Source organism: Ktedonosporobacter rubrisoli (genome assembly GCF_004208415.1).
In the GTDB taxonomy this organism is placed as follows: Bacteria; Chloroflexota; Ktedonobacteria; order Ktedonobacterales; family Ktedonobacteraceae; genus Ktedonosporobacter; species Ktedonosporobacter rubrisoli.
The window spans coordinates 10349044-10372234 of record NZ_CP035758.1 but is presented as its reverse complement, the minus strand read 5'-3'; the positions used below and the strand labels follow the sequence as shown (position 1 = coordinate 10372234).

17 protein-coding genes are annotated in these 23191 nt (G+C 49.8%); 10 read left to right on the top strand and 7 right to left on the bottom strand.

All coding sequences use genetic code 11. The annotated features are described in order from the left end of the window. Nucleotides 1-363: 363 nt before the first annotated feature. The 4 genes from EPA93_RS44330 to EPA93_RS44315 all read left to right on the top strand — a co-directional run bounded on the left by EPA93_RS44330 (nucleotide 364) and on the right by EPA93_RS44315 (nucleotide 5383). Entirely contained in the window at nucleotides 364-1734 is a 1371-nt protein-coding gene (locus EPA93_RS44330; protein WP_129893693.1) for a phenylacetate--CoA ligase family protein, read from the top strand. An 18-nt stretch (nucleotides 1735-1752) separates the two neighbouring features. Further along, nucleotides 1753-2316: a hypothetical protein gene (locus tag EPA93_RS44325; protein ID WP_129893692.1), complete on the top strand. Its 564-nt coding sequence runs from the start codon at nucleotides 1753-1755 to the stop codon at nucleotides 2314-2316. A 185-nt stretch (nucleotides 2317-2501) separates the two neighbouring features. Further along, on the top strand, nucleotides 2502-3335 hold the full coding sequence (locus EPA93_RS44320) for an alpha/beta fold hydrolase (RefSeq protein WP_165423804.1): 834 nt from the start codon (nucleotides 2502-2504) through the stop codon (nucleotides 3333-3335). Nucleotides 3336-3382: 47 nt separating this feature from the next. After that, entirely contained in the window at nucleotides 3383-5383 is a 2001-nt protein-coding gene (locus EPA93_RS44315; protein WP_165423803.1) for a serine hydrolase domain-containing protein, read from the top strand. A 935-nt stretch (nucleotides 5384-6318) separates the two neighbouring features. Here the strand turns inward: EPA93_RS44315 and EPA93_RS48845 are convergent. Together EPA93_RS48845 and EPA93_RS44310 are read right to left on the bottom strand one after the other, a co-directional pair. Further along, complete coding sequence (locus tag EPA93_RS48845) at nucleotides 6319-6468, bottom strand: hypothetical protein (RefSeq protein WP_165423802.1); 150 nt, start codon at nucleotides 6466-6468, stop codon at nucleotides 6319-6321. 268 nt (nucleotides 6469-6736) lie between these two features. After that, the gene (locus tag EPA93_RS44310; RefSeq protein ID WP_165423801.1) at nucleotides 6737-7693 is read right to left on the bottom strand and encodes a phosphate/phosphite/phosphonate ABC transporter substrate-binding protein; all 957 of its coding nucleotides are present in this window, start codon (nucleotides 7691-7693) and stop codon (nucleotides 6737-6739) included. 694 nt (nucleotides 7694-8387) lie between these two features. On the opposite strand from EPA93_RS44310, the gene EPA93_RS44305 reads away from it, so the two are divergent. Continuing rightward, entirely contained in the window at nucleotides 8388-8576 is a 189-nt protein-coding gene (locus tag EPA93_RS44305) for a transposase (protein WP_129893688.1), read from the top strand. A 282-nt stretch (nucleotides 8577-8858) separates the two neighbouring features. Here the strand turns inward: EPA93_RS44305 and EPA93_RS44300 are convergent, their stop codons facing one another. Beyond that, nucleotides 8859-9371, bottom strand: coding sequence for a MarR family winged helix-turn-helix transcriptional regulator (locus EPA93_RS44300; protein ID WP_129893687.1), 513 nt, complete (start codon nucleotides 9369-9371; stop codon nucleotides 8859-8861). Nucleotides 9372-9509: 138 nt separating this feature from the next. Here EPA93_RS44300 and EPA93_RS44295 point away from each other — a divergent pair, with 138 nt between their 5' ends. Continuing rightward, nucleotides 9510-10382: a class I SAM-dependent methyltransferase gene (locus tag EPA93_RS44295; RefSeq protein ID WP_129893686.1), complete on the top strand. Its 873-nt coding sequence runs from the start codon at nucleotides 9510-9512 to the stop codon at nucleotides 10380-10382. Between the two features lie 157 nt (nucleotides 10383-10539). Then, a complete protein-coding gene (locus EPA93_RS48840) occupies nucleotides 10540-10716 on the top strand; it encodes a hypothetical protein (protein WP_165423800.1) in 177 nt (58 codons plus the stop codon). Between the two features lie 492 nt (nucleotides 10717-11208). Here the strand turns inward: EPA93_RS48840 and EPA93_RS44290 are convergent, their stop codons facing one another. The 3 genes from EPA93_RS44290 to EPA93_RS48835 form a co-directional block, all read right to left on the bottom strand. Further along, a complete protein-coding gene (locus EPA93_RS44290; protein WP_129893685.1) occupies nucleotides 11209-12972 on the bottom strand; it encodes an ATP-binding cassette domain-containing protein in 1764 nt (587 codons plus the stop codon). Then, nucleotides 12969-14711, bottom strand: a complete 1743-nt coding sequence (locus EPA93_RS44285) for an ABC transporter ATP-binding protein (RefSeq protein WP_129893684.1) — start codon at nucleotides 14709-14711, stop codon at nucleotides 12969-12971. The genes EPA93_RS44290 and EPA93_RS44285 overlap by 4 nt, the downstream gene beginning before the upstream one ends. A gap of 68 nt (nucleotides 14712-14779) precedes the next feature. Continuing rightward, nucleotides 14780-14944, bottom strand: coding sequence for a hypothetical protein (locus tag EPA93_RS48835; protein ID WP_165423799.1), 165 nt, complete (start codon nucleotides 14942-14944; stop codon nucleotides 14780-14782). A gap of 295 nt (nucleotides 14945-15239) precedes the next feature. On the opposite strand from EPA93_RS48835, the gene EPA93_RS44280 reads away from it, so the two are divergent. Together EPA93_RS44280 and EPA93_RS44275 are read left to right on the top strand one after the other, a co-directional pair. Further along, complete coding sequence (locus tag EPA93_RS44280; protein ID WP_129893683.1) at nucleotides 15240-16637, top strand: lanthionine synthetase C family protein; 1398 nt, start codon at nucleotides 15240-15242, stop codon at nucleotides 16635-16637. Between the two features lie 51 nt (nucleotides 16638-16688). Continuing rightward, on the top strand, nucleotides 16689-19994 hold the full coding sequence (locus EPA93_RS44275; RefSeq protein WP_129893682.1) for a lantibiotic dehydratase: 3306 nt from the start codon (nucleotides 16689-16691) through the stop codon (nucleotides 19992-19994). A gap of 344 nt (nucleotides 19995-20338) precedes the next feature. On the opposite strand, the gene EPA93_RS44270 is transcribed toward EPA93_RS44275, so the two are convergent. Then, nucleotides 20339-20611, bottom strand: coding sequence for a hypothetical protein (locus EPA93_RS44270; RefSeq protein ID WP_129893681.1), 273 nt, complete (start codon nucleotides 20609-20611; stop codon nucleotides 20339-20341). A 1372-nt stretch (nucleotides 20612-21983) separates the two neighbouring features. Between EPA93_RS44270 and EPA93_RS44265 the strand changes: the two genes are divergently transcribed. Beyond that, a complete protein-coding gene (locus EPA93_RS44265) occupies nucleotides 21984-23162 on the top strand; it encodes an SLC5/6 family protein (RefSeq protein ID WP_129893680.1) in 1179 nt (392 codons plus the stop codon). The last annotated feature ends 29 nt before the right edge of the window (nucleotides 23163-23191 follow it).

Sequence of the window (23191 nt, the reverse complement as noted above, 5' to 3'; positions counted from 1 at the left end):
ACATCCTGGGCAATCTGTTTCTTGAATCTGGCCCAAGCTTCGGCTACACTCACGTTAGACAACAGTATATCACTTATCTTGTACTTTGTTGCAAAAGGAGCTACCCAAGTATGGACACATCGCCTTTGGCACCTTACTGCGCCGTCTGCCTCGTTTGCGTCTCGCGTGCGAACCTGAACACCTCACCTGGACACGCGCCTTCGGTTTGCGCGGAATCATGTGCTTACCAGTCCTGTTTTAGACAACATGGATCAGTGCTTCTCGAAAAGAGAACGTGAGGACTTTCAGCTCTCCTTTCCTGCAGAAGTGAGCTGTTCTTGTCCTCACGACAGCACCTCTAAAAAAAAGTTCAAAGGAAACATCATGAACGAACATCCTCTGTGGTTGTTGCGTGATACGCGCAAAGCCCGAAAGCAAGGTGCAAGCGCGATCATGCAGCGGCAACGCACTCGCCTTGCCGAGATGGTCAGTTTCGCACGCACCCACTCGCTTTACTATCGCAAACAGTATCAGGATCTCCCTGAAAAGATTGAGGACCCCCAACTGCTCCCGATCGTCAGGAAGCAAGAACTGATGATCCGCTTTGACGATTGGGTCACTGACCGCGACGTGAAGATCGAGCAGGTGCGTGCGTTCGTCAACACCCCTGACCTGATCGGCGAGCGCTACCTTGGCAAGTACCTGCTGGCCACCACCTCAGGGACCACGGGAAATCGGGGAATCTTTCTTATGGATGATCGGGCCATTGCCGTGAATCTCTCCCTCACGCTCCCCATGATGGGTCATTGGCTTGGCGTCAGTGATGTAATCAGGCTCCTTGCCGGAGGCGGGCGGATGGCCGTAGTGGTCGCGACCGGTGGACACTTCCTTGTCGCCGCCGGCGCAACCCGCATCCGTAAGGCCAATCCCTTGCTACGCTCAGCGGTCCAGTTCTTCTCAGTGCATCTCCCTCTGCCGGAGCTCGTCGCTCAGCTCAATCAGTTCCGTCCAGCCATCGTCATCGGGTATGGGAGCGTGATACAAATGCTCGCAGACGAGCAGGCTGCCGGGCGCTTGCATATCCACCCGGTATTGCTAGAACCTGCTGGGGAAACACTCGCAGCCAGCGAGTACGATCGGCTTGCCAGACTCTTCCATGCCAACGTGCGTGATGTCTATGGTGCGACCGAATGCCCCTTTCTCAGCTCCAAATGTACACACGGGTGGTATCATGCGAACCTCGACTGGGTAGTGATCGAGGCGGTGGACGCAAACTATCAGCCTCTCCCACCGGGCGAGTGGTCGCACACGGTCCTGATTTCCAACCTCGCTAATCGAGTACAGCCGATTCTCCGCTACGATCTGGGCGACAGCATCCTCGTGCGTCCCGACCCTTGCCCATGCGGTAGTTCCTTGCCCGCGATCCGCGTCCAGGGTCGTGCCGCTGACGTGCTTACCTTCCCTACAGAAGGCGGCAAACAGGTCAGCATCGCGCCGCTGGCGTTCGCCACGCTGGTGGATCGGACACCGGGAATCGAGTTGTTCCAGATTGTGCAGACCGCCCCCACCACTCTTCGAGTCCGTCTGAAAACGGCAACGGGTTCCGATCCAGAGCGGGTATGGGAGACAATCCATGCCGAGATAGCGCACCTCCTCGCCTCCTCTCAACTCGAACATGTCACCCTCGAACATGCAGAGGAAGCACCGGAGCAATCTCCCGGCGGAAAGTACCGCCGGGTTCTCCCACTGAACTAAGGAGTTGATGTTCATCTTATGGCTGGTGGCACCAGATTCGTTCAACGCTTGGAGACGCAAGAGGCAGAGCTGCATATGGAACTACCATCCCCCGAGATACCAGGAGATTATATGAACACGCCTACGCAAGAAGCATCGGTTACCATCCAGACTTCTCCAGTGCCAGTTTCCGCCGTGCCTCCCTGCTTTGGCGCAGCGACTGTGATCGCTCACCATCTTCGCCACCAGGGCGTGCTTTCGACAATTGAAGAACGGGTACGCTTTGCCCAGCACCGCTTCGATCATTACGACGTGATTGACTTTCCACTAGTCTTGCTGGGTTACGCCGTAAGCTCTGAGCGCACGCTGGACGCGCTCAGCGAATGCTTCCAGCCGTTTGCCGCCCCGTTCACAGCGCTCTTTGGGCGCGAACGCCTCCTTCATCGCTCGACCCTAAGCCGCTTTCTCGCAGCGCTCCATCAAGCAGCAATTGAGGCGTTGCACACCATGTTTCTCGAAGATCTGCGCGCCCGACCGCTAGAAAAGGAGGGAAAAACGGGCGAGTTGTGGGATCGGCAAAGCAGTTTATCTTTGTGCCAATGATGAACGCACCAGAACAGGAGACACCCTTGCAGTTGCTAAATGACTCTCTTTTTTCTTTTATCATATCATATTTGTCAATTACAATGCATCGTCTAAATGACCGGTGTATTTTCACACGCCTGAGGGTATGCTTGAGTATGATAAACATCAGACCGCTCCATTCACCGCAAAAGGAGAAGCACACGATGTCCAGATCAACACAGCCCCAAGCTGGCACAGCAAAAGTTCACGGTACGCAGTTGTATTACGAGACGGCAGGCTCAGGCCATCCTCTGGTGCTCATCCATGGTGGATACATGGACAGGAGGATGTGGAATGATCAGTTCTACGCTTTTGCCAAACACTATTGGGTGATCCGCTATGATATCCGCGGCTTTGGCAAATCTGAACTTCCTCCCGTAGCCTATGCCGACAGACAAGATCTCTACGATCTGCTGAATTATTTAGGCGTTGAAAAGACGTATCTCCTCGGCCTGTCTCTGGGAGGAGTCATCGCTATTGACTTCACCCTTGAGCATCCCGATATGGTGGACGCGCTGATCCTTGTTGGTACCCCTGTATCTGGTTTCCCCGTAGAATTACTTTACACGGAAGAACAGCTAGAGCAACAGCGATCACGCGGGGTAGCCTTTGAAAAAGCCATCCAGGAGCGCAATCGCCCTGCAATGGTTGATGCTCTGATGCAGGACCCAACGCTGGTTCCTTCCCCAAAGTATCCAGCCGCGCGCGAGCGGGTGCGCACCAATTTATCGGAATACTCCTTTGCCTGGGTTCTCGATCCCGCTCCCAGGCAGAATCTCGAACCGCCAGCGTATGAAAGACTTACCGAGATCCAGGTGCCGACGCTGATCGCCATGGGTGCAGAGGACGACTCTCGACTCTTCAAAGATGCAGACAAACTCGAACGAGATATCGTAAGAGCCAGTCGGGCGACGATAGCCGAGACCCATCATATGCCCAACATGGAGAAGCCACAGGAGTTCAACGCTCTCATCCTGGATTTTCTTGGGAAGCTGTGAATTATTCCCTTTGGCTTACGTCTGTCACAAACATGGATGAGCGAGATGTGAGAAGTTCTGCTGTCATCTCGCATCCTGCTGAGTCTCTCGATGAGCAGGTCCATGCGAACAATGCCATGGGAAACAGCACACTCTCCGCTAAACCAGGCAAACGCACATTTTCTGGAATCGTTCAAATTCCCCTCAAGCGTTTTGAGGAGAGTGGCGTCGCGCTTCTGGAGTGTCCCGGCTGTGGGAAAATATGGACGCTTTCTCCTCGCGGGGGAGTGCTGCGCTTCAAGTCTCACGACAAACGCCAAACGACGACGCCCGCGACTGGCATGCGTTGGACCGAGGGGAACACGAACTGGGGTATGGCTGGAGAAGAGAAAACAGATGAAACGAACACTGTGGGACTCCAGAGGAGAAACAGCATGATACAACCCTTCGAGGAAGCAATCCATTGCCTTGATCAGTCTATTCGCCAATTCATGCAAACAACACCTATTGGTGGGTTGACGTTAGCGCTGACAGATCGCCATCACCTGTTGCATACAGCTCATTACGGATACGCCGATATCGCGGCACAAGTGCCTGTGACAGCAGAGACGCGCTTTGAAATTTGTTCCATTACAAAAACCTTCACCAGCCTGGCCGTGATGCAGCAATATGAGGCTGGAACGCTCGATATCCATGCACCAATCACCTCGTACTTACCCTGGTTTCAGGTCCAAAGCACCTATGAAGAGCCAATCACAGCGCACCACTTGATGAGCCATACAGCTGGTCTCGTGGCTGGCTCTGAACGAAGCCTGGGATCACGGCATGCGATCTGGCTTTTGCGTGAAACCGAGCTTGCCTACGCTCCTGGAACAGCGTTTCATTATTCTGACGTGGGCTATGAAACGCTTGGTGCTCTCCTGGAGATCGTGCTTGGGCAACGTTTTCCCGCTATTTTACAGCGGCAGATTCTCGATCCGCTTGAGATGCGTTCCTCGTTTCCTTCCAATACCTACGAAGGCCGCAAAGTGCTTGCTCTTGGGTATCACTCCTTCTATGATGACCGACCCTCTCATCGCTCACATCCCCTGGCTCCCGCTCCCTGGTTCGAGTATGAGAGTCCTGCTGGTTGTGTCCTTTCAACTGCTAGGGACATGGCTGTCTACCTGCGCATGTACCTCAATCGAGGTCAAGGCCCACACAGGCGTTTGCTCTCGGAAAAGAGTTTCGACTTGATGACACAAGCAATTGTTCCAGGCACCTTTGGCCACATTGGCTATGGTCTGTTTACCCAAAAGGTGGATGGTCATTTGTATCTCAATCATCCCGGGGGCATGCTTGGCTATGAATCCATGATGCTAGGAGATTTAGATGAGGGGCTGGGAGTCGTGGTCTTGCTGTCGGGAAAGTGCTGGCCCTGGCCGTGGCAACTAGCACATTCTGCTCTCTCGTTGCTGCGTGCGGCACAAGAGGAACATGCGGGAACAGTCATGGCTTCTGTTGGTGAGCAAAAAAAGATCGCCAATGCCTCTGACTACGCAGAGACATTCACAGGGCGTGATGGGTCCCTCACCTTCATTGTTGAAGCTGATCAGGTGATCTTGTTGTATCAGGGGAACCATCTCATCCTCGAAGAACTCTGGCCCGACACCTTCTTCATTCCCCATCCAGACTTTGCTTACTTCCTCGGTCACTTTGGACGAGCCAGTGGAAGGATCGTGGAATTCGAGCATGGGGCTAGTTGGTGGATTCATGAGCAGCGGTACACAGGACCGCGCACTTTTGTCTACCCTGCTGAGTGGGATGCCTATCCCGGTCACTATGTTTCAGAGAGTCCATGGACAGGTCATGTTCGGATCATCTTGCGCAAAGGGCACCTCTACCTTGTTGAGGCAGAAGGATATGAACGGGAACTCTTTCCGTTGGGTGAGAGATCCTTCGGCTACAAGCGGAACAGAACCTCAAAGGCGCTGCCTGAGCGGGTTCGCTTTGATGCTATGATTGACGGACAAGCCTGGTGTCTGACTTTAGCTGGAAACGACTCGTTCATTCGCGTGCGAACTCCCTAAGCGACGGAACATCCGAGGTTCACCGAAAAACGGTTTTTATTGACAACTTTTACTGGCAGTCAGGCTAGATCTGGAGCGGTTCCTTCGAGCTAAACATCACATATGCTCATGTTTCGCGCTGATCGGTGGCCATATCTGGAGGTTCTCCCAATCGATTGCCGATGCTGATCCTGCGGAACGGGGAGAAACAGCGATCAATCTGGAAAAGTAATGGCCAGGATTGCCGAAAAGGGTTGTTATCTCGGCAACCCTGGTCGCCAAGTTGACTGCAAGTGTTCGAACCTTCAGGACAATTGCCACGTTTCTGGGAGGAAATTCGCGCATTGCCTGGGAGATTCGGCCTCTTTGAGCGTCTCGATCTCATGCCACATCGGCCCACGAACTGGACACATTTTCTCCACAGAGCGAGCGTATTGACACAGAGATGGTCATATCCAGCCTGTCAATGCAATGATGCTGCGGGTCGAATTCCCGACATCAGGCACCAGACCAACAAGAACGTCATAATTTTGCCCGTTCTGCTGCTCATACGCTCATTGCCGCCCGTAGAGTGAACGAAGATCGACCCACAGCATCATCACATTGACCTCTTGATCTCAACCAGCTAGCAGTGGGTTGTCCCGCCACAAGCAACATTACACGTGTCATAACAAGAGTCATAGCTACAGCCACAAGAACAACTATTGCAAGAAGTGCAGTAGCTCGCGCATGATAGACCACCTCCCGTCCCGGCACTCGCGTACTCGACCTGTGTAGAAAACTTGGTACCACCTGCTGATATACGAATATCCAGCTCAAACTCGTCGTCGGCCATAGGTTCGTTCTCCTTTCGTTGTCACATATGCTTCAATCGCAGTATGAACGAAACCAGGCCAACAGTCAATAAGCTGGAACTAGTGGCACGCAAAAAAGAAACCAACGAGTTGCCCCGGTGGTCACGCGTTGTATTCTTGATTGTCAATGCGATGACGCTGTGGGCCGATCCCCACCAGATCTGCGGGTCGAATGACAGAGACCATATCAGCCCGAGGAGACCAATGCAACCGCCGACGTCGCTTCGTTGGCTGTGGATGCAATTGTTTCAAACCTCACCAGTTCACCTGAGCCAATGCAACTAACTGGCATCAAAGTGATGGTCAACCAGCAGCTAAGTTTCCCCCCATCGACCTAAAAGAGCCGATGCAACGCAGGTCATCTTCGCGCACAAGCCAAGCCGTCTGTACGTGCCGATTGCTCAGAAGAGCACAAGCGCTCACTTCCCCCAGCCCATACGGGCCGCGGCAGCCGGATGGTGAGACTAATTTGGTGGAAGGGTGCGAACTATTATCGTATAGTATGAGTGATTCAGCTGATTCATCCGTTGTAGGTAGAGAGATCAATATTTAAATACCTCGCCATATCAAGGAGGCTATCATAGGTTTCGTCAGTGACCTTGGCAAAACCTGCTATGCCTATGGTATTGAGAATGGCTGGATCATTCTCGCCGATGGTTAAAAAAGCGTCTTCAACGTGAAGTGTATCATAGAGCTGAATATCTTTACGCAGAGCAATTGGCCCCTCTGGAATGTCCATGCTTTTAGCGAGGATAACAAGAGCATCTTTTTGAGATCCTTTTTGTCTGAGTTCTTGCTGATCGAGATCATAGTTATCACTTGCAACTGCTCCAGCAGGATACTTTCCACTGAGCACCCCCTGGAAAACATCTTCATGCGATCCTGCATAGATGCCCCGAATGTCTTTGTCGGGATCAAGACCGGCTTTTTTGAGTACGTATCGTGGAACAAGGTTGCCACTTGTTGAGAAAGGATCGACAAAGGCAAACGGCTGGCCTTTGAGATCTTGAAGAGTACGAATACCAGTAGTTACATTGGTAATAATATAACTCTGATAGGTCTTCTGTCTTCTATGTCTTAAGAGACACAAAATAACTTTTGCGCCATATTTCTGATGAGCATATAAGTAACTCAATGGACCTAGCCATGCAACTTCAATAGTTCCCTCGGCCAGAGCATTGACCGTATCGGTGTAGGTTGATCCGATAGATGCTGAAGTGACGGGTATCCCGAGGTGATTGGCAAGACTATCTTCAAAGGTGCTGGTATTCACCTTCCCTCCCGGATTATTTCCGATGGGAAGGAAGCCAATCCGAAGCCTGGTCAATTGGCCCTTTCTTTGGGCGTCGAAGGCGAGTTGTTCTTTTTCTAGTTGTTCTCTTTCCCCTTTTATATCTGCCTCCTTGAGCGTGAGAAAGACACCTACAACAGCTAAGAGAAGGATGATACCTGCCGGCCTTCTCAAGAGCTTGAACAAGGATCGGCGCCCTTGATTCGTTGGCGCCTTCGCCTTCGTAGACTCCACTAGCATCAAAAGAGCAATGCAGCCCACAAGCGGAATAAAAACGATAGAAGCAACCCAAGATGGCAGCGAAATGGCATTGGTGAGAATGTTAAGGCATACACTCAACACAAAACCGATGAGAAGGAGCTGAGAGTTATTCAGCTGGGGTGCATTCCTTTGATTGCTCATACTACCTCTTTCCTCTGCGGAGAGACACCCGCAGCAATAGGGCGAAGACCATTTATATACCATTTGGTCTTCTCTCGCGGATATACCTCAGAAGATTTAGAGCACTTCAAGAAGCGCATTAACTTCACCCAAGTTCAGACGAGAAGTATCACACATATCGGCTTTTGGGTCAAGTCCGGCATCTGTATCCATCTGATGCTCACCTGGGTGTACTCAATTCTCCCAGAGGTCACAGGAGTATGCACAATATATTGGAGCTTTGCAGGATTGAGTCCAAAGACATTGAGAATGTGTATGATTCCCATGATCCTTGGAGGGAGCAGCTCCCTTTGATGCGTTCTTTTGACCTGACAAAAAAGAGAAAAGGGGAAGAAAGAGCAAGATGCGTGGCCGTGCTTGGAGAGACCATGGAGTGCTGAGATGATAGGGGAGGAAGAAGCAACGTTTTTCAGAAGAGTTCCCAACCAAGAGCAAAGCGATGTCTCGAACATGCCCGTATCTAAACGATCCCTCCAACCTCACCGATGAGCAGTGGGCCATCTTGGAACCGCTGATCCCGCCCCTCAAGCCAGAGGCGACCTTTTACGTGCAGGAGCGACTGACGATTGCGGATGCCATTCTGCCTGTGTTGCCTAGCCGCTGCCGCCTTTTGTGCACTTCCCCATGACTTCCCGGCCTGGCAGGCCATTTCATCATTCTTTGCGGAAATGGTGGCAGGAAGGGCTCTGGGATCACGTACGTACGGCCCTGCGCATGCAGGTGCCTGTCACAGCGGGGCGAGAGGCCGAACCCAGCGCGGCTGTGATTAAGAGTCAATCCATCAAGCAGTGCGCTTGCCACATATCCATTTAAGTTCAATGGGGTTGAGCCAAGGACTCTGTTTCCTACGCGAGAATCTTTGCTTGAGGTTCCATCGCCAATCTGCTTTGTGGAAAGTGTCTCTCACTTTTCAGAGGCCCGTATGACGTCTGCCACGCAAGCGAGCAGAACGCGGTTTGGGGATCTGTGCTGCCTTCTCGCTTTCAGATGAGAGGGAAGCTAGACGAGCAAGGATAGCAAGAAAGGCCTCCATCTCCTCTCGACCCACAGCTCTGGCCCACTCTTCCTCAAGCGAACGTACAGCCGTTGTCGCTACCTCATAGGTTGCCCATCCACGCTCGCTGAACTGGACGATGGTAGCGCGGCCATCACTAGGATCGGGGAGTCGTTGCACATAGCCATGCTCTTGCAGATCATCGACCAGGTAGATGACTGAGGCTTTGGTGATGCCCGCACGCTCAGCGAGCTCGCTGATATGGAGCCCGTGGGGAACGAGATTCCTAAAGATAGAGAGATGAGCAGGACGAAGATCGGTAAAGCCCGACTGGTGCAGCGCGGAGAGGATGCGGTCGAGGATGACCAGCAAAACAGTATTGATGTGCTGGCCTAGCAAGGGAGGGTACGGTTGCTGGTTTTCAGTCATAGATTGGCATCATCCTTTCACTTGACAAATTAGGTTGATTTTCTTACTATTATAGCATACCAAATTTGGTAGAAAATCAACCTAGTTTAGGCTAGCAGCCAATGATGCTGCCAATTCAAGAGAAGAAAGAGAAGAACTATGAGTACTCCCCTCTTTGATTCGACGCGCTACAAAGAAAACCAACGCCAGGGCTGGAACAACGTTGCTCTCGGGTGGCGGAGCTGGTGGGAGTCCTTTGAACGGGCTGCACAAGAAGTCTCCGATCATTTGATCACCGTAGCACACATTCTCTCTGGTCAGCGGGTCCTCGACATTGCCACTGGCATCGGCGAACCTGCTGTGACCGCCGCTCATCGCGTCGGACTAACAGGAGAAGTGATGGCTCTTGACTTTGCTCCCGAGATGGTGGCAATTGCGAAGGAGCGGGCAGGAGCGCACGGCTTAGAGAACATCACTTTTGTTATCAGTGACGCGGAGCAACTCGACTTGCCACAAGGGTACTTCGATGCCATACTCTGCCGTTGGGGCTTGATGTTTCTCCCCAACCTCGTCACCGCTCTCGATGGGATGCGGCAACACTTGAAGATGGGAGGACGACTGGCAGCAGCAGTCTGGAGTAGGGCCGACAAAGCCCCTGTTGCCAGTTTGGCTTTAGCCGTTGTGGGCCGACATATCCAAGCGCCACCGCAGGCGTCGAGCTCGCCTGGCCCCTTTAGCCTGGCCGATGTCAGCGCGCTGACCCACGCTTTTGAGCTGGCTGGTTTCATCGACGTGCGCAGCGAACTGATGACGCCAGTATGGGAATTTGCTACGGCTGAAGACTATACCCGCTTTCAGCGGGACATTGCTCCTCCTATCAAGGCCATGATAGCCCACTTGAGTCCTGACCACCAATTGCAGATCTGGCAGGAGATTACGGAGGCAGCACGACACTACCAAACTAGCGATGGGAGAATCCAGATCCCCGGTGAGCTCATTTGTGTGGTCGGTCAACGTTCGACAGGAGAGTAGCCAAGCCGGGTAGAGAAGGAGGATTGGGGGCATCAAGCTATAAGGAGGAGGTCCTGCTTCTCCCCTTGGAAGATGGGTATCTTTTGAACATAGCTGTGGAGTCTGAAAGGCTTTTTCCAAAGATGCTCATCCTCCCTCATAAGGCTACGACTGCTCGGTGGCAAATTTCCTTCCAACGACTGAGGCACGGCTCCCTGCGCGTATCCAGCATCACGTCTTCGCCAGAGAATCTGAAGATGTAGAGATCCAGGTAAGTGATTGGGGAGCCTATCTGGCAAGACGATGGGTCTGGCAAATTCCTATTACTGCGACCGTGACAAGTATGGTGTTGTGACGCAAAAGAGAAATTGTGCTCGTTCTAGACAAGAACGTGAGGCGTTCTTCTGGCACTGCTTAGAGAGCCGTCCAGAGCTAGCCGCAGGACTGAGAAATGCTTGCCAGAAGGCAGTTGCGTGAAGAGGGGGATTATAGCTACACCATGAAATAGATCTGTGGCGATCATTTCTTGTTGCTTGGATACGAGCCACCCGCTTGGGCGTGAAGTGTGGCGTGAATCATTCAAAAAGATATTCTCCGGTCGTGAACGCAAAAAGATGCTTATTCTCTGCGGGCCATCTGGCATTGAGAAAAGTTATATTTAAACTGGCTCGTATCGTTTGTGCACCTGCTGAATAAACATCGTCCTCTCATATGCGATTTTCGCTCTGTAGAAGTGTTTGAGGGGCCAGAAGAGGCGCTCGACAAGCCCACCCGCGTGGGAGCCTGTCGAAGCTCCTCCCTTCTAGGGATGGAGAACTTCGCAAATTGTACCTCTTAGAATAGCTGCCTAGAGCGCGCTTTGCCAGAGCTCCTGCATTTCCTCACATGTAGCCAGAAGCGTCTCCAGATCTCCTGTCGCAATCAGCCTTCCTTCCTTTAGAACGAGGAGTTGATCCGCTCGCCTGAGAAGCGCGCGCCGGTGAGAAACCACCAGATAGGTTTGTTGGCCGGCCAAAACACGCTCCCAGAGTGCCTCTTCCGTTTCAACATCCAGCGCGTTCGAGACATCATCGATCACCAACAGCTCAGCCTCGCGAACCAGCATACGGGCCAGGGCAATACGCTGAATCTGGCCACCGGAGAGCCGGGTACCCCGCGGACCAACCTGAGTAGTAAGGTGGATATCCAACTGAGCGAGATCATTTTGTAAAGCTGCTGTGTGAAGCGCCTTCTGCAGCATAAGTGTGTTTTCCTGTAATCCAAGCAAGACATTCTCTTTGAGGGTCTGGCTAAAAAGGCGCGGAACCTGAGGAGTATAGGCAGCATGGGGAGCAACAAAGAAGGTGGAAGGGTCTGCTACCGCCTCATCATTCCAAGTGATAATCCCGGACTTCGCAGGTAGAAGGCCGAGCAATGCACGTAAAAGCGTAGTTTTTCCTGACCCAATCTGACCGACAATAACCGTCAGAGTTCCACTTCGGAGCGAAAAGTTGATGTTCTCTATTCCACGCTGCGATCCAGAATACTGGTAGCACAAAGCTTGCACTTTAAGCGTTTTCAAGCTATCAGTCGTGCGTTCTTCGCATGACACAGATTCTGGTAATGGTCCTTTGAGATAGACAGGATTATGCTGTACAAGCTCTTCAGCCCTATCTTGTGGCAACATAGCCAGGAGGCGTTTGAGGGAGATTTGCATTTGATGATAGCGTGTGAATAGACCGCCAGACTGGCTTACCAGCGTTGTTAACCAACCCAGATAAGACATAAAGAGTGCCAGGCTGCCCAAACTAAAGCGGTTCTGCAGCCAGAAAAGAGCGATAACCAAGAGCAGCAGACCGGTTCCGATGTTCGCCATCGACGGCGACGAAACCTCCATTGTCTGACTGATAAGAGCATCTTTTAAAGCCGCCTTGCGCAGTACCGCATTGGCGCGATCAAGGCGGCGTATGGCCCGCGTTTCAGCATTAAACGACTTGAGCAGGAGGGGAGCAGAAAAAATATCGCCAAGGAGATTCGTGATCTCACCAATCGCCTCTTGATTGGCCTGCCGAAACTTCTGAATACGTCGGCGTAGCACATTAATAAGAGAGAGTGCAAGCAATACCGGTAAGAAGACAGTAAGTGTAACCAATGGCGAATTGAGGAAAAGAATGGTTAACGCTATAATGAGCACAAGAAATTGCCCGAAAGGATCAAATACCCAGCAGACAAAATCAGAGACCCATGAGGCATCGTTGCGTAATCGGCTCAACGTCTCCCCAGAGGATGAAGGAAGGGCATCCGCCCCGGGTTGCTGCAAAATATAGGCAAAAACATTCAAGCGTAAAAGCGTTTGCAGGGTCAGGACTAGCGTGATTTGTGCAGTTCGGGCCAAAAGAATAGTGAAAAAGCGTACTATTGCAATGATAATGAGCAGCAGCAGAAAAAGCCACAGTGAGAGAGGAATGCCATTCTTGATGGGGGCCAGCCGGTCAAAGATGTATTGTACAATGAGACCGGGCAACAAAGGGAAACAATAGAAAAGCACACCGCTACAAAGCGCACTGATCAGATAAAGTCCTGGTCGATAACGTGCCAGACGCCAGATATACCAGAGCGGGCTTCTCTTCACTGCAGCACCTCCATATTGCCTTTTTGGAGAAGTTGGGCAAAATGCGAGTGGGGATCATCAGCCAGTTGCCGCCGCAGCCCCTGTTCAATGCAGGTGCCATTCTCTAACACTAGTACCGTATCAACTCGTTGCAGCGTGAGTAAGCGATGCGCGATAATGATTGCCGTGCGGTCTTGCAAAAGATAGTCAAGAGCTCTTTCCAGGCGCTGCTCTGTAACAGGATCAAGGCGAGAAGAGATCTCATCAAGAATAACCAGGCCAGGATTGCTGAGAAAGACGCGGGCAAAGGCAAGTAACTGAGCTTCACCTGCCGATAGACCAAATTCACCTGGGGTAAGCCTGGTATCCAGACCCTTTGGCAGACCTTGATACCATTGGTCCAATCCTAGCTTCTCCAGTATCTGGATCACGCGTTCGTCGGAGATCGTATCGTCAAATAAGGTTATATTCTCACGCACCGTCGCGTGCAGGATCTGTACTTCCTGGTTGATCAGAACTATTGCAGCGCGCAAAGATTGCAGGTTCAGTTCTGTCAACAGTATGTCATTGACTAAAATAACACCCTGCTGGGGATCATGAAAGCGTGCGAGCAATTTAGTAATCGTACTTTTACCGCTTCCTGTACGTCCAATCAAACCCAGAATTTCTCCGGGCCGCAGTGAAAAGCTTATTTTCTGTAGAGCTTGAGTTCCCTCTGCATAAGAGAAAGAGACATCACGAAATTCCAGCGCCAGAGGACCGGTTACCTGCAGCATGCGCTCGCCATCTTTAATGTTGCTATGAATCTCAAGCAGTTCCACAATACGCGTAATACAGCCCGTGCTCTGCTGAAGATTGCGCCACTGTTCTAAAATCTGCTCTAAGGGCGAATTCAGCAAAACAGTAAAATAATAGATGGTATAGACCGTTGCAATATCGATAGCCCTTAGCGCATAGAGATAAATACTGAGAGTCAGGGCCAGGGCAGAACTAACGCTGAATAGCACCACCATGGTACTGCGTGTCGCAAAGATCATTTGTAATGCCCTGCGCTGTTTGCGCACAAGCAAGCGAGTACGTTCGACCAGGCCACGAAGAGTATACATTTCCGCATGACAAGCGCGAATATCCTCTGTTCCAGCCAGTCGTTCTTCTAGAAAGCCAAAAAGCTTTCCTCTCATTTGCAACACGTTTTTCCAATGTGGAGCGCTGAGAGTATGTAAACGATTAATTGCCAAAAGAGAGACGGCAGAAAATAGGAGCATTAATGTGCCTACACGCCAATCAATATGAAAAAGTATAACCTGAATACCAACGATCAGGAATGCGTTGCCAACGATAGAGACTAAAAAGCGGGAAAAGAAATTATTGAGATCTGAGACATCATCATCTACGCGCTCAATCAGTTCCCCGGGGGGATATTTGAGAGAGAAATCAAGGTCCTGGTGCAGGCAATGAAGAGTCAGATCCAGACGAAGTTGATTTGTTATCTGTAAGCTAAGATTTTCCGCAACAAAGACTTCAAGCAGAGAGAATAGCGGACTGATCGCGGCCACACCTAAAAAGAGGAGTGCAATATAAATAAGCAAGCTATGACTATCAGACCTGTTTATATTCACAAGATACGTTTGTAAAATAAGCGGGCCAATTGTAAGCAGAGCAGTATTGATGATGAAGACAAGGAATAGACCAACGAGAGTAGGTAACTGGTTCTTTAAATACGCTTGTAGAAGAAATAGAGCTGCCTTAAATCGTGGCACACAAGCCTCCTATCTGGCACATCAAGCAAGGGAGAAAGAAAGAGATAGGGAAGAGATACTATGAGAAATTATTCCTCGTTAGGAGGTGAAGGGATCAGCCCTTGCGAACAACTATCATCCGTCCCTGTTGACATATCTGGGGATGTACGCAGATCGAACTTCTCCGGCGTAAAAGAAATACGAATATTCAGGTTAAATTCCTGGGTAAATACCTGTTTCTCTTCTTGAAGCATTATAATCTCCTTGTCTGATATGCAACGAACGCTCAATTGTGTTAAAACTACTTATCTCTCCCTTTGGAGCTTTGTTCCAACACACTACCACCAATTAAGTAGGATAATCTTCTTCCCTTATCTCTGGTAAAATAGCATACAAGATATGCAAATGTCAATATTGCAAGCAGCACATATATAAAATATAGCAGATATATGTGATATGAAATGCAAGAGGCTTGACATATTTGGGGTATTACCTCTATTATTTACATATCTAGCTAAGCAAAGCGACAAAAAAGAGAAAGATTAATATATGGAAGAGCATCAAGAGAAGTTAATCAAGAAGCAGGAAAGCATGTATCTTCCAGAGAAGGTCGAGTGGAAACCACTCATCGATGGCCCATTATGCCAGCAGATACGAGAGATTGCCTTCTGGCTTGCTGAACGCTTATACGATCCCGAAGACGTATATAACTGCATACAAACTTTAGCAACACCGACCCTTAATACATATCGGTGGTCAGCCTCATCATTAGTTGGGGGCACAGTAGGCCTAGCACTATTTTACGGCTATCTTGCGCGTTGTTTCCCAGAACGAGACTGGCATACAGTAGCACGAGCACATATACAATTTGCGGCGCAAAGCACGCACGAGCAAGGGTTTCAATCCCCAGGTCTTTTTGAGGGAGTGAGCGGGCTCAACCTCATACTCTGCTACCTTGACCAGGAAACTGTATGCTATCAACGGACCAGAAGCGAGCTTTATCGCCTCTTATGTCGGACCATTGAGCGCTATATATGGCATAACAAGCAGAAGGAGAAAGAAATCACCACAAAAGAATACAATGTAGTGTCCGGCGCTGCTGGTCTGCTGGCCTACTTTCTCAGCGATACGCTTTCTCTCGCATTTCCCGAACTAGCGCAGCCTGCAATAGAGACATTAGTTGAGTATTTAACCTGGCTTGGAGAGCCAGGCCAGATCAAAGCAAGAGAGCGCTGGTTTATCCCGGCTCAAGCACTTCCTCAGGATTTTTATCGCCAGAGTTTTCCCTCAGGATATTTTAATTGTGGTATGGCGCATGGGATTCCAGGACCTCTTGCGGCTCTCGCGCTGGCTCGTCTCCATGGATATACCTATCCAGGTCTTGACGAAACAGTAGCCTACTTGAGCAAATGGTTGCTAGAACATTGTGTATATGATACCTGGGGTATAAACTGGCCGGCGGCCGTTCCCCTCGAAGCTGCAGAAGATCAGCTTGCCATACGCTCGCTGGCAGGAACATGGGCAGCCTGGTGTTATGGAAGCCCTGGCGTCGCTCGCAGCCTCTGGCTGGCAGGACAGGCGTTGGATAACGAGCAGTTTCGCCAGAGTTCGCTCCAGGCGATGGAAGCAGCGCTCAGACGTCCACCAGCCCAACAACGGCTTACATCTCCAAATCTCTGCTATGGAATTGCTGGTTTACTTCTCACCTGCCTGCATTTTGCACACGAATGCCCCGAATCACCAATCATTCAGTATGTTCATCCACTGCTCAGACGCCTGTTGAGCACATTTCATCCCGATACTCCATTTGGCTTTCGCGATAGTATTAAAGGTATCGCTATTGACCAGCCTGGCTGGCTAACTGGAGCTCCCGGTATAGTTATGGCATTGTTAGCCACTGCAACTTCTATTTTCCCTACATGGAGCCGTATTTTACTGCTAGCTTGACGTAAGGAAAGGAAATAAATAGCCTCTCTACAGGAAAAGGAGTTCTTGCTTATGGCTGAGGAAACTTCTCCCTCTATTTCTTCTTACGCGCTTTATCAGCCTGCTGCTATTTACATGTTGCGCACCCCTGTATTACCTGCCACGCGTTTCCAGGAGATCACCACAAACACATCTGTTGCAATCTCGACGCTCGCAGAGGACGATGTAGACGCGACAATAGATGCTCAGCAACAAAAGTGCTATTCTCTCCTACAAACGCTGGCGCATTCTCCAGAACTTCAGTTAGCTCTTGAGGTCGCCAGCCCCGCTCTTCTTGCGAGCCTTAACCGCTCTGCTGGCTCCGAGCAAAAAATATCCCCTCGTACTGAACGCAGCTATGCTAGCTTCCTACGTTATCTGATTCGTATGAGTACGCGCCCAACACCTTTCGGTCTATTTGCTGGGGTAGCAGCGGGTACATTCGATACACAAACTGCGCTCATCCTGGCCGTCCCGACCTTTCATCATATTCGCACTCTCCCGGATATGGACTGGTTATTAGCACTGATCGAAGAAATTGAAAAAAGCCCGGCATTTCTTCCTCAGTCACGTCTACGCACGAATCAAACGCTCTATATTTCGGGCGAGCGCATTATTTTGCCGTATGCTGATGCTTATGGAAGATATGATAATCGTACTATTTCTCTTAGCGCGACTTCGGTAGTGCGTCGCGTCTTAGAACTGGCGCGCCAGGAAATTGCCTATGTAGATTTGCACGCACGGCTTTTAGAAAGCTTTCCACAGGCCACAAGCGCACATGTAGACACGCTTCTGCAACAATTATGGGAGCATCGTTTCTTGCTCAGCCAGCTTCATCCTCCGTTGCTCGAAGGATCTCCTCTCCACTACGTTGCTCATGTGCTAGCACAATTAGAAGGTCAAGGACAGCTACATACCGCTCTTGAGCATATCAAGCAACAACTATCTGCTTTTGACGCGAAGTTCCACACTCCTTCCCGGCGCTCACTGCATTGCCTTGGTGAAAGCCTTAAGAGATTGGGATCTGGTGCTCAGCTTCAATTTCCGTTGCAGATAGACGCAGCGCTCCAGCTCAAATCCTCTACGCTACATACGCGTATTGGCGAGATAGCAGCATATGCAGGCGAACTTCTTTTACGGCTGTCTCCTCAGCCACGAGGGCCACAGCACCTCCAGGAATATCGAGCCCATTTTCGTGCACGCTATGGTGAACATGTGGATGTTCCGCTACTTGATTTGCTTAGCCCTGAGAATGGATTGGATGCACCTGACACCTATCAGCATCCTCTTCCATGCTATCAGAGGCGTAAATTTCTTGCGCCAGAAAGCCATTCCCGGCGAGAACGTATTTTGCAAACGCTGCTAGCAGAGGCCTTACATGGTGGAAAGCAGGAGATAGAATTAACTGAGGCCCTTGTTCGTCAACTTGAGCAATGGAGACCTGCACTTGAAGAGGCACCGCCTTCGCTAGAGATCTATATGCAGCTGCAAGCTCGCTCACAGTCTGATCTGGACCAGGGAAAATTTGCTGCTATTATTAGCAGAAATTGTGGCTCTCAAGCAGCCGGATGCACTTTCGGGCGTTTCTTCGACATCCTGGATCAGAAAAGTAGAGCAAGTTTGCGATCCTTTGCCAGGCATGAGGAAGCATGTTTTCAAGATGCTATTCTAGTCGAACTGACCTACCAACCACGCAAGGCTCGGGCAGCGAATCTGACCATTCGTCCTGCCTTGTATGAATATGAGATTGCTGTGGGAACGACTCCCTCGCTTCCAGCAGATCGGGTCATTGATCTCAATGATCTGGTGGTTGGGATCAGGGATAATCGCTTCTACCTGCGCTCACTCCGTTTAGCAAAACAGGTCATAGTGCGGGCCAACCACATGCTTAATATACAAAGTGCCCCCAATCTTTGCCGCTTTTTATCAGAAATCGGCAGCGATGGCACCCCTTGCTTGCAAAGTTTTTCCTGGGGAGCACTGGCTCACATGCCATTTTTACCACGCGTCGTCATCAAAACCAGTCTCACTTCAACACTTGTCTTATGCCCGGCACAGTGGAATCTCACGCAGAGCACAATCGCCGCAGCGGGGAACGGGAGCCGCAAGGCTCGCCAATTTCGGGGCTTGCAGATATGGCGCGAACGTTGGCATGTTCCACGCTATGTCTACTTTGTCGAGTCAGATAGGCGACTTCTCTTAGACCTAGAACATCCCATATTGGTAAACGAACTCTTCGAAGAGATAAACAGCGCTGCTGACAAAGTGGTCATATTGCAAGAGATGCTACCTGATTTTCAGCATCTCTGGCTGCATGATGAGCAAGGGGCTGCCTATTGCTCTGAGATTGTTGTACCATTGTTGCGGCGCGGGGCCAATATTTCCCAACAACCATCCCAACGATCTCCAACCTTGCTAAAGACTTCCTTGACTGCGCACAGACCTGTGATCGGACAGAAAGATCGCAGCCATTATCCTGGCACACGCTGGAGCTATCTTAAATGGTTTGTTGCTCACTATCAACAGGATGAATTGATAGCCGGGCCTATTCGCACGATGGCCAAAAATCTGAGAGAGCAGGGCAAAATCGATATGTGGTTTTTCATTCGCTACGATGATCCATATCCTCATCTGCGCCTGCGCTTTCATAGTAAGCTTGATGTTGATCCTTATGAATTGCTCATGACACTTCTTCAATGGAGTCAACAGCTTGCTCAGAAAGGGAGCATTCGCAGTTATTGCGTTGATACCTATGAGCAGGAGATAGAGCGCTATGGAGGGCCGGATGCAATGGCACTAGCTGAGCAATTATTTTGTATAGATAGCACAATAGTAAGTGAGTGTCTATGTGCACTGGCCATGCAGCAGGTTTCCTTGGATGCAACAGCTCTTGCAGTTTTTCTACTTGACCAATTTTCTACTATGTGGGGCGTAGAGCCCCAACTGCGTTTGCAGTGGCTTGATAGGTATACTGACAAATACGCCTTCAAGGCGCAATTTCGCCCGCAGCGTAAATGGTATTGTGAATTACTTTCTGCTTCCCACCTTTCTAATGCTTCCAACCTGGGGAGACAGCCTGCAGATCTCTTGCGCTTGTTAGAACCGCATCGATCGTATGTGCGTTCTTTAACAAATGAGCTCGAACACCTCTCTGCATTGGATCTCCTCTGGGGACCTCTAGAGCCTATCTGGCACAGCCTCAACCATATGCATTGTAATCGTCTGTTGGGAATAAATCGCCAACAGGAACAGCTCGTCTACCATTTTTGGAGATACACTTTGGAAAGCCTGTTGATGAGATCTAAAGCACAGGCAGAGCAAGAGCGAGCATCGCACTAATTTGTGCCAGGGCCAGGGAGCAAAAGTGCATAACAATAGTCTGCTCCTGTAAGCCACACGCCGAGCTTGAAGGTCCCATTGACTCGTGACCATATCTCGGTCATTGACGGCATCACCGAGCAAGGAAGGATCATGATGCAAACACAAGACCATTCGTACAAGAGCCCAGGCATGGTTCGCCCACGCTGGCTGTTCCCTTTAGTTTGCCCTCCTGAGATCAATAGATACCATTGCTGGCGGCGACGATCAATAGACCATTCGCCAGCAAAGATGCATGGCCTTCGGCCCAGAAAATCCCCATCTGCCCTACTCTACACTTCCCTTTCAAATGTTTCACCAGATGCTTATTTTGTAGTTTTAGCAACCTGGGTAGAAATAGCACTGGCAACACGTTGGAGAAGTGTCTTCGAGCTTATGTTCACATCTTGAGCTGTATCAACGGAGGTCACAAGATTCCTGTCATCAGGCTCAACTTTATCTGTTGTCTCATACAACTCAATAATGACACGTCCAAGATAACGGAGGCCGGGCATTTCCATACCAATCATTGGCTTACCGTGTACGCTTGCTAAAGGATTAGGTTGGTTAGTACTCTCAAGTTTACCCTTTGTAGGCATAATAGCTCTCCTTTGTCTTCATCTAACCAAATTTCTTGGGATGGTAACCATATCGCAGATATTATCTTCACGCCAAGGGAAAACAGCCAGGCTTAGTTTAATTACTCACTTAACTTATGCGCAAGGACATTGTTCAAGACAATCACACTGCGGGAGGCAGTCGCCCTCCGTATCCACAAAATATAAATTTACTTGTACATAAAGGCCCGTTGAACAATTACCCACCGTGCAAGAATATTTTGTTCCTCCAGGTATACAGGCACTTGGTTTGTCACAATAACAAACTCCCTTACAACCTGGTGACAGGAGAGAGGTGACAGAGGGGCGAGTAAGAAACCTAAAAGATTCATTTGCGCTCCAAATGCACTTGTGAGTGGTATTGCTGTTTCGTCCACTCGTTTCATAAGATCTCAGCGTGAACTCTGCCCCATAACAAATTGAGGAATTCTGTTAAATATTATACTGCAGGGATAAATACGTGCTTTTAGCGAATAATTGTCATTGAATAGTATGTATTCCTATATGCCGTGTGTCAAGATATATACTTATTACAGCCAGAAACTACTACAAACTCTTCTCCGTCATAGAGTTGTCAGATAAGCAAGTGCTCAGCTCAACAGGGGCGCTACGCGTGAGGCAGTTCCTTTTCCCTACCAAGGTCAAGTGGAATTTGCAGCGAGGCGATCATAGCAGTGCCTCCTGGATGTACTGACACCAGAGATGATACAAGCATGGGAAAGAATGTTTTAGGACCACAGTTTCTGAACTCATTTGTTGCTTCAATGATGAAAGCACAGGAAAAGGAAGTGATCTTGTTTTTCTCCTCATTCTCTGTCGATAAGCGTTACAAAATACCTGAGAACATCCTGTTCTACCCCTTTGTCAGGAAATGGCCAACAGCCCAGAGAATAACTTTCGCAACCTCCTTCACATCAGCATTAAATGCTCTTTGCTTGTTATATAAAAGTTTTGTTAAAAAACGCAGAAGTTTTTTAAATAGTTACTGTAAGCAAATAAATCTATTGACATATTAAAATCAAAGTATTAATATAGGAAAAGATTTGAAGGTATTAAGAAATATAGACATTTTTTCTTATTATAAGGGCAATAGCGCTTTGTTTCCAATGAAAGGTGGACAAAAGGGTACGAGAGAGTTTCTAATACTCTATAATTTCTGAAGCATGCGGTAGCAGCACCTTTTCCAAGGCTGTTTTATGTATTCGCCCGTAAAGATATTTTCAAAAAGGTAATGGCAGGAAATGATGCGAGATGCAACCTGCCCTCTCTGTCAGGATAGTGATGAGGTTGTCCCATTCCCTTTTCCATTAAACAAAGTGGAATCGGGCTGCTCCTTTAACATTTTTTTGCCAAGATGAGAGTTACAGCCCTCAAACAGCTTGAGACCAGCAAAACTGAGCCAGATTCCTGGTCTGATGCCACCATTGCTATCATCAAAGGAGTGATGATCTGGCTCGCGATTGTAATTGCGTTTCTCTACTTACCTAGCAGACTCGGTGGTTTTGGCACTATCTTTGCTGAAGCGAGTCGGAAGGCGATACAAGATCCTGGTGCATTTCACCTGACGCTAGCAAAGGCCCAGATGGTTTCGTATCCTACCACCGTCTTAAGTTCTGCGCTGGCCTTCCTGCTCTATCCGCATACGCTAACTGTCGTGCTCAGCGCGCGCGGCAACAAAGTCATTCGGCGTAATGCTATCTTGATGCTGGCCTTCATTATCTTGATTGCTTTGAGCGGTTTTCTCGGCTTTGTGGCTATTGCGATGGGTATTCAACCTTCGCCCATCTACCACTTTAATTCTGTGATCTTTGCGCTCTTTACTTCTCACCTGTTCCCCGCGTGGTTCTCCGGCTTTGCACTTGCTGCGCTTGCGGTGAGTGCGCTAGTTCCTGTGGCAATCATGTCCATCGGTTGTGCGAATTTGTTTACCCGCAATATCTATCGCCCGTACGTGCGCCCGAATAGTACCGAACGTGAAGAGTCAAACGCAGCGAAGATAGCAGCTTTCCTGGTCAAATTTGGGGCATTGATCTTCATCCTGTTTCTTCCCACAGCTTTTGCCAGTAACCTGCAACTTGCTGGCGGCGTCTGGATACGGCAAACCTTGCCAGCTGTCTTTCTTGGCCTATACACACGCTGGTTCCATACAATAGCATTGATTGTTGGGCTGATTGGAGGCATCGGGCTTGGTACCTGGATGCTTGCCTCACAACATTTCAGCTCGGTGTATCCATTTGTGCTTGGTGGCTCTCAAGTACAGGTGTACACAGGATTGGTGGCACTGATCGTAAACCTTCTGCTCACGATACTCTGTACGCTGCTTTTTCGGTCCATTGGTCTCAGGGAAAGAAAGGACACAACGACACCCGCAGATTATAAAGATATGCCGGTTATTCCACTACCGATGATCGACACAGTGACAGATATGCCCACTCTCCCGACGAGGCCACAAACGGGAGTTCCAGGCTCAGGATATTCGGCTTTCTCGCAGGCTCCCATCAGCAAAGAGCCGATGGAGCGCAAACATGGCTGATGAGTGCCTGTGTGGCTTGCAATCTGCAT

Excerpts from the sequence above, each read along its gene's own strand:
- EPA93_RS44330 (WP_129893693.1), top strand. The coding sequence starts at position 364 with ATGAACGAACATCCTCTGTGGTTGTTGCGTGATACGCGCAAAGCCCGA.
- EPA93_RS44325 (WP_129893692.1), top strand. The coding sequence starts at position 1,753 with ATGGCTGGTGGCACCAGATTCGTTCAACGCTTGGAGACGCAAGAGGCA.
- EPA93_RS44320 (WP_165423804.1), top strand. The coding sequence starts at position 2,502 with ATGTCCAGATCAACACAGCCCCAAGCTGGCACAGCAAAAGTTCACGGT.
- EPA93_RS44305 (WP_129893688.1), top strand. The coding sequence starts at position 8,388 with ATGTCTCGAACATGCCCGTATCTAAACGATCCCTCCAACCTCACCGAT.
- EPA93_RS44300 (WP_129893687.1), bottom strand. The coding sequence starts at position 9,371 with ATGACTGAAAACCAGCAACCGTACCCTCCCTTGCTAGGCCAGCACATC.
- EPA93_RS44295 (WP_129893686.1), top strand. The coding sequence starts at position 9,510 with ATGAGTACTCCCCTCTTTGATTCGACGCGCTACAAAGAAAACCAACGC.
- EPA93_RS48835 (WP_165423799.1), bottom strand. The coding sequence starts at position 14,944 with ATGCTTCAAGAAGAGAAACAGGTATTTACCCAGGAATTTAACCTGAAT.
- EPA93_RS44280 (WP_129893683.1), top strand. The coding sequence starts at position 15,240 with ATGGAAGAGCATCAAGAGAAGTTAATCAAGAAGCAGGAAAGCATGTAT.
- EPA93_RS44275 (WP_129893682.1), top strand. The coding sequence starts at position 16,689 with ATGGCTGAGGAAACTTCTCCCTCTATTTCTTCTTACGCGCTTTATCAG.
- EPA93_RS44270 (WP_129893681.1), bottom strand. The coding sequence starts at position 20,611 with ATGCCTACAAAGGGTAAACTTGAGAGTACTAACCAACCTAATCCTTTA.
- EPA93_RS44265 (WP_129893680.1), top strand. The coding sequence starts at position 21,984 with ATGAGAGTTACAGCCCTCAAACAGCTTGAGACCAGCAAAACTGAGCCA.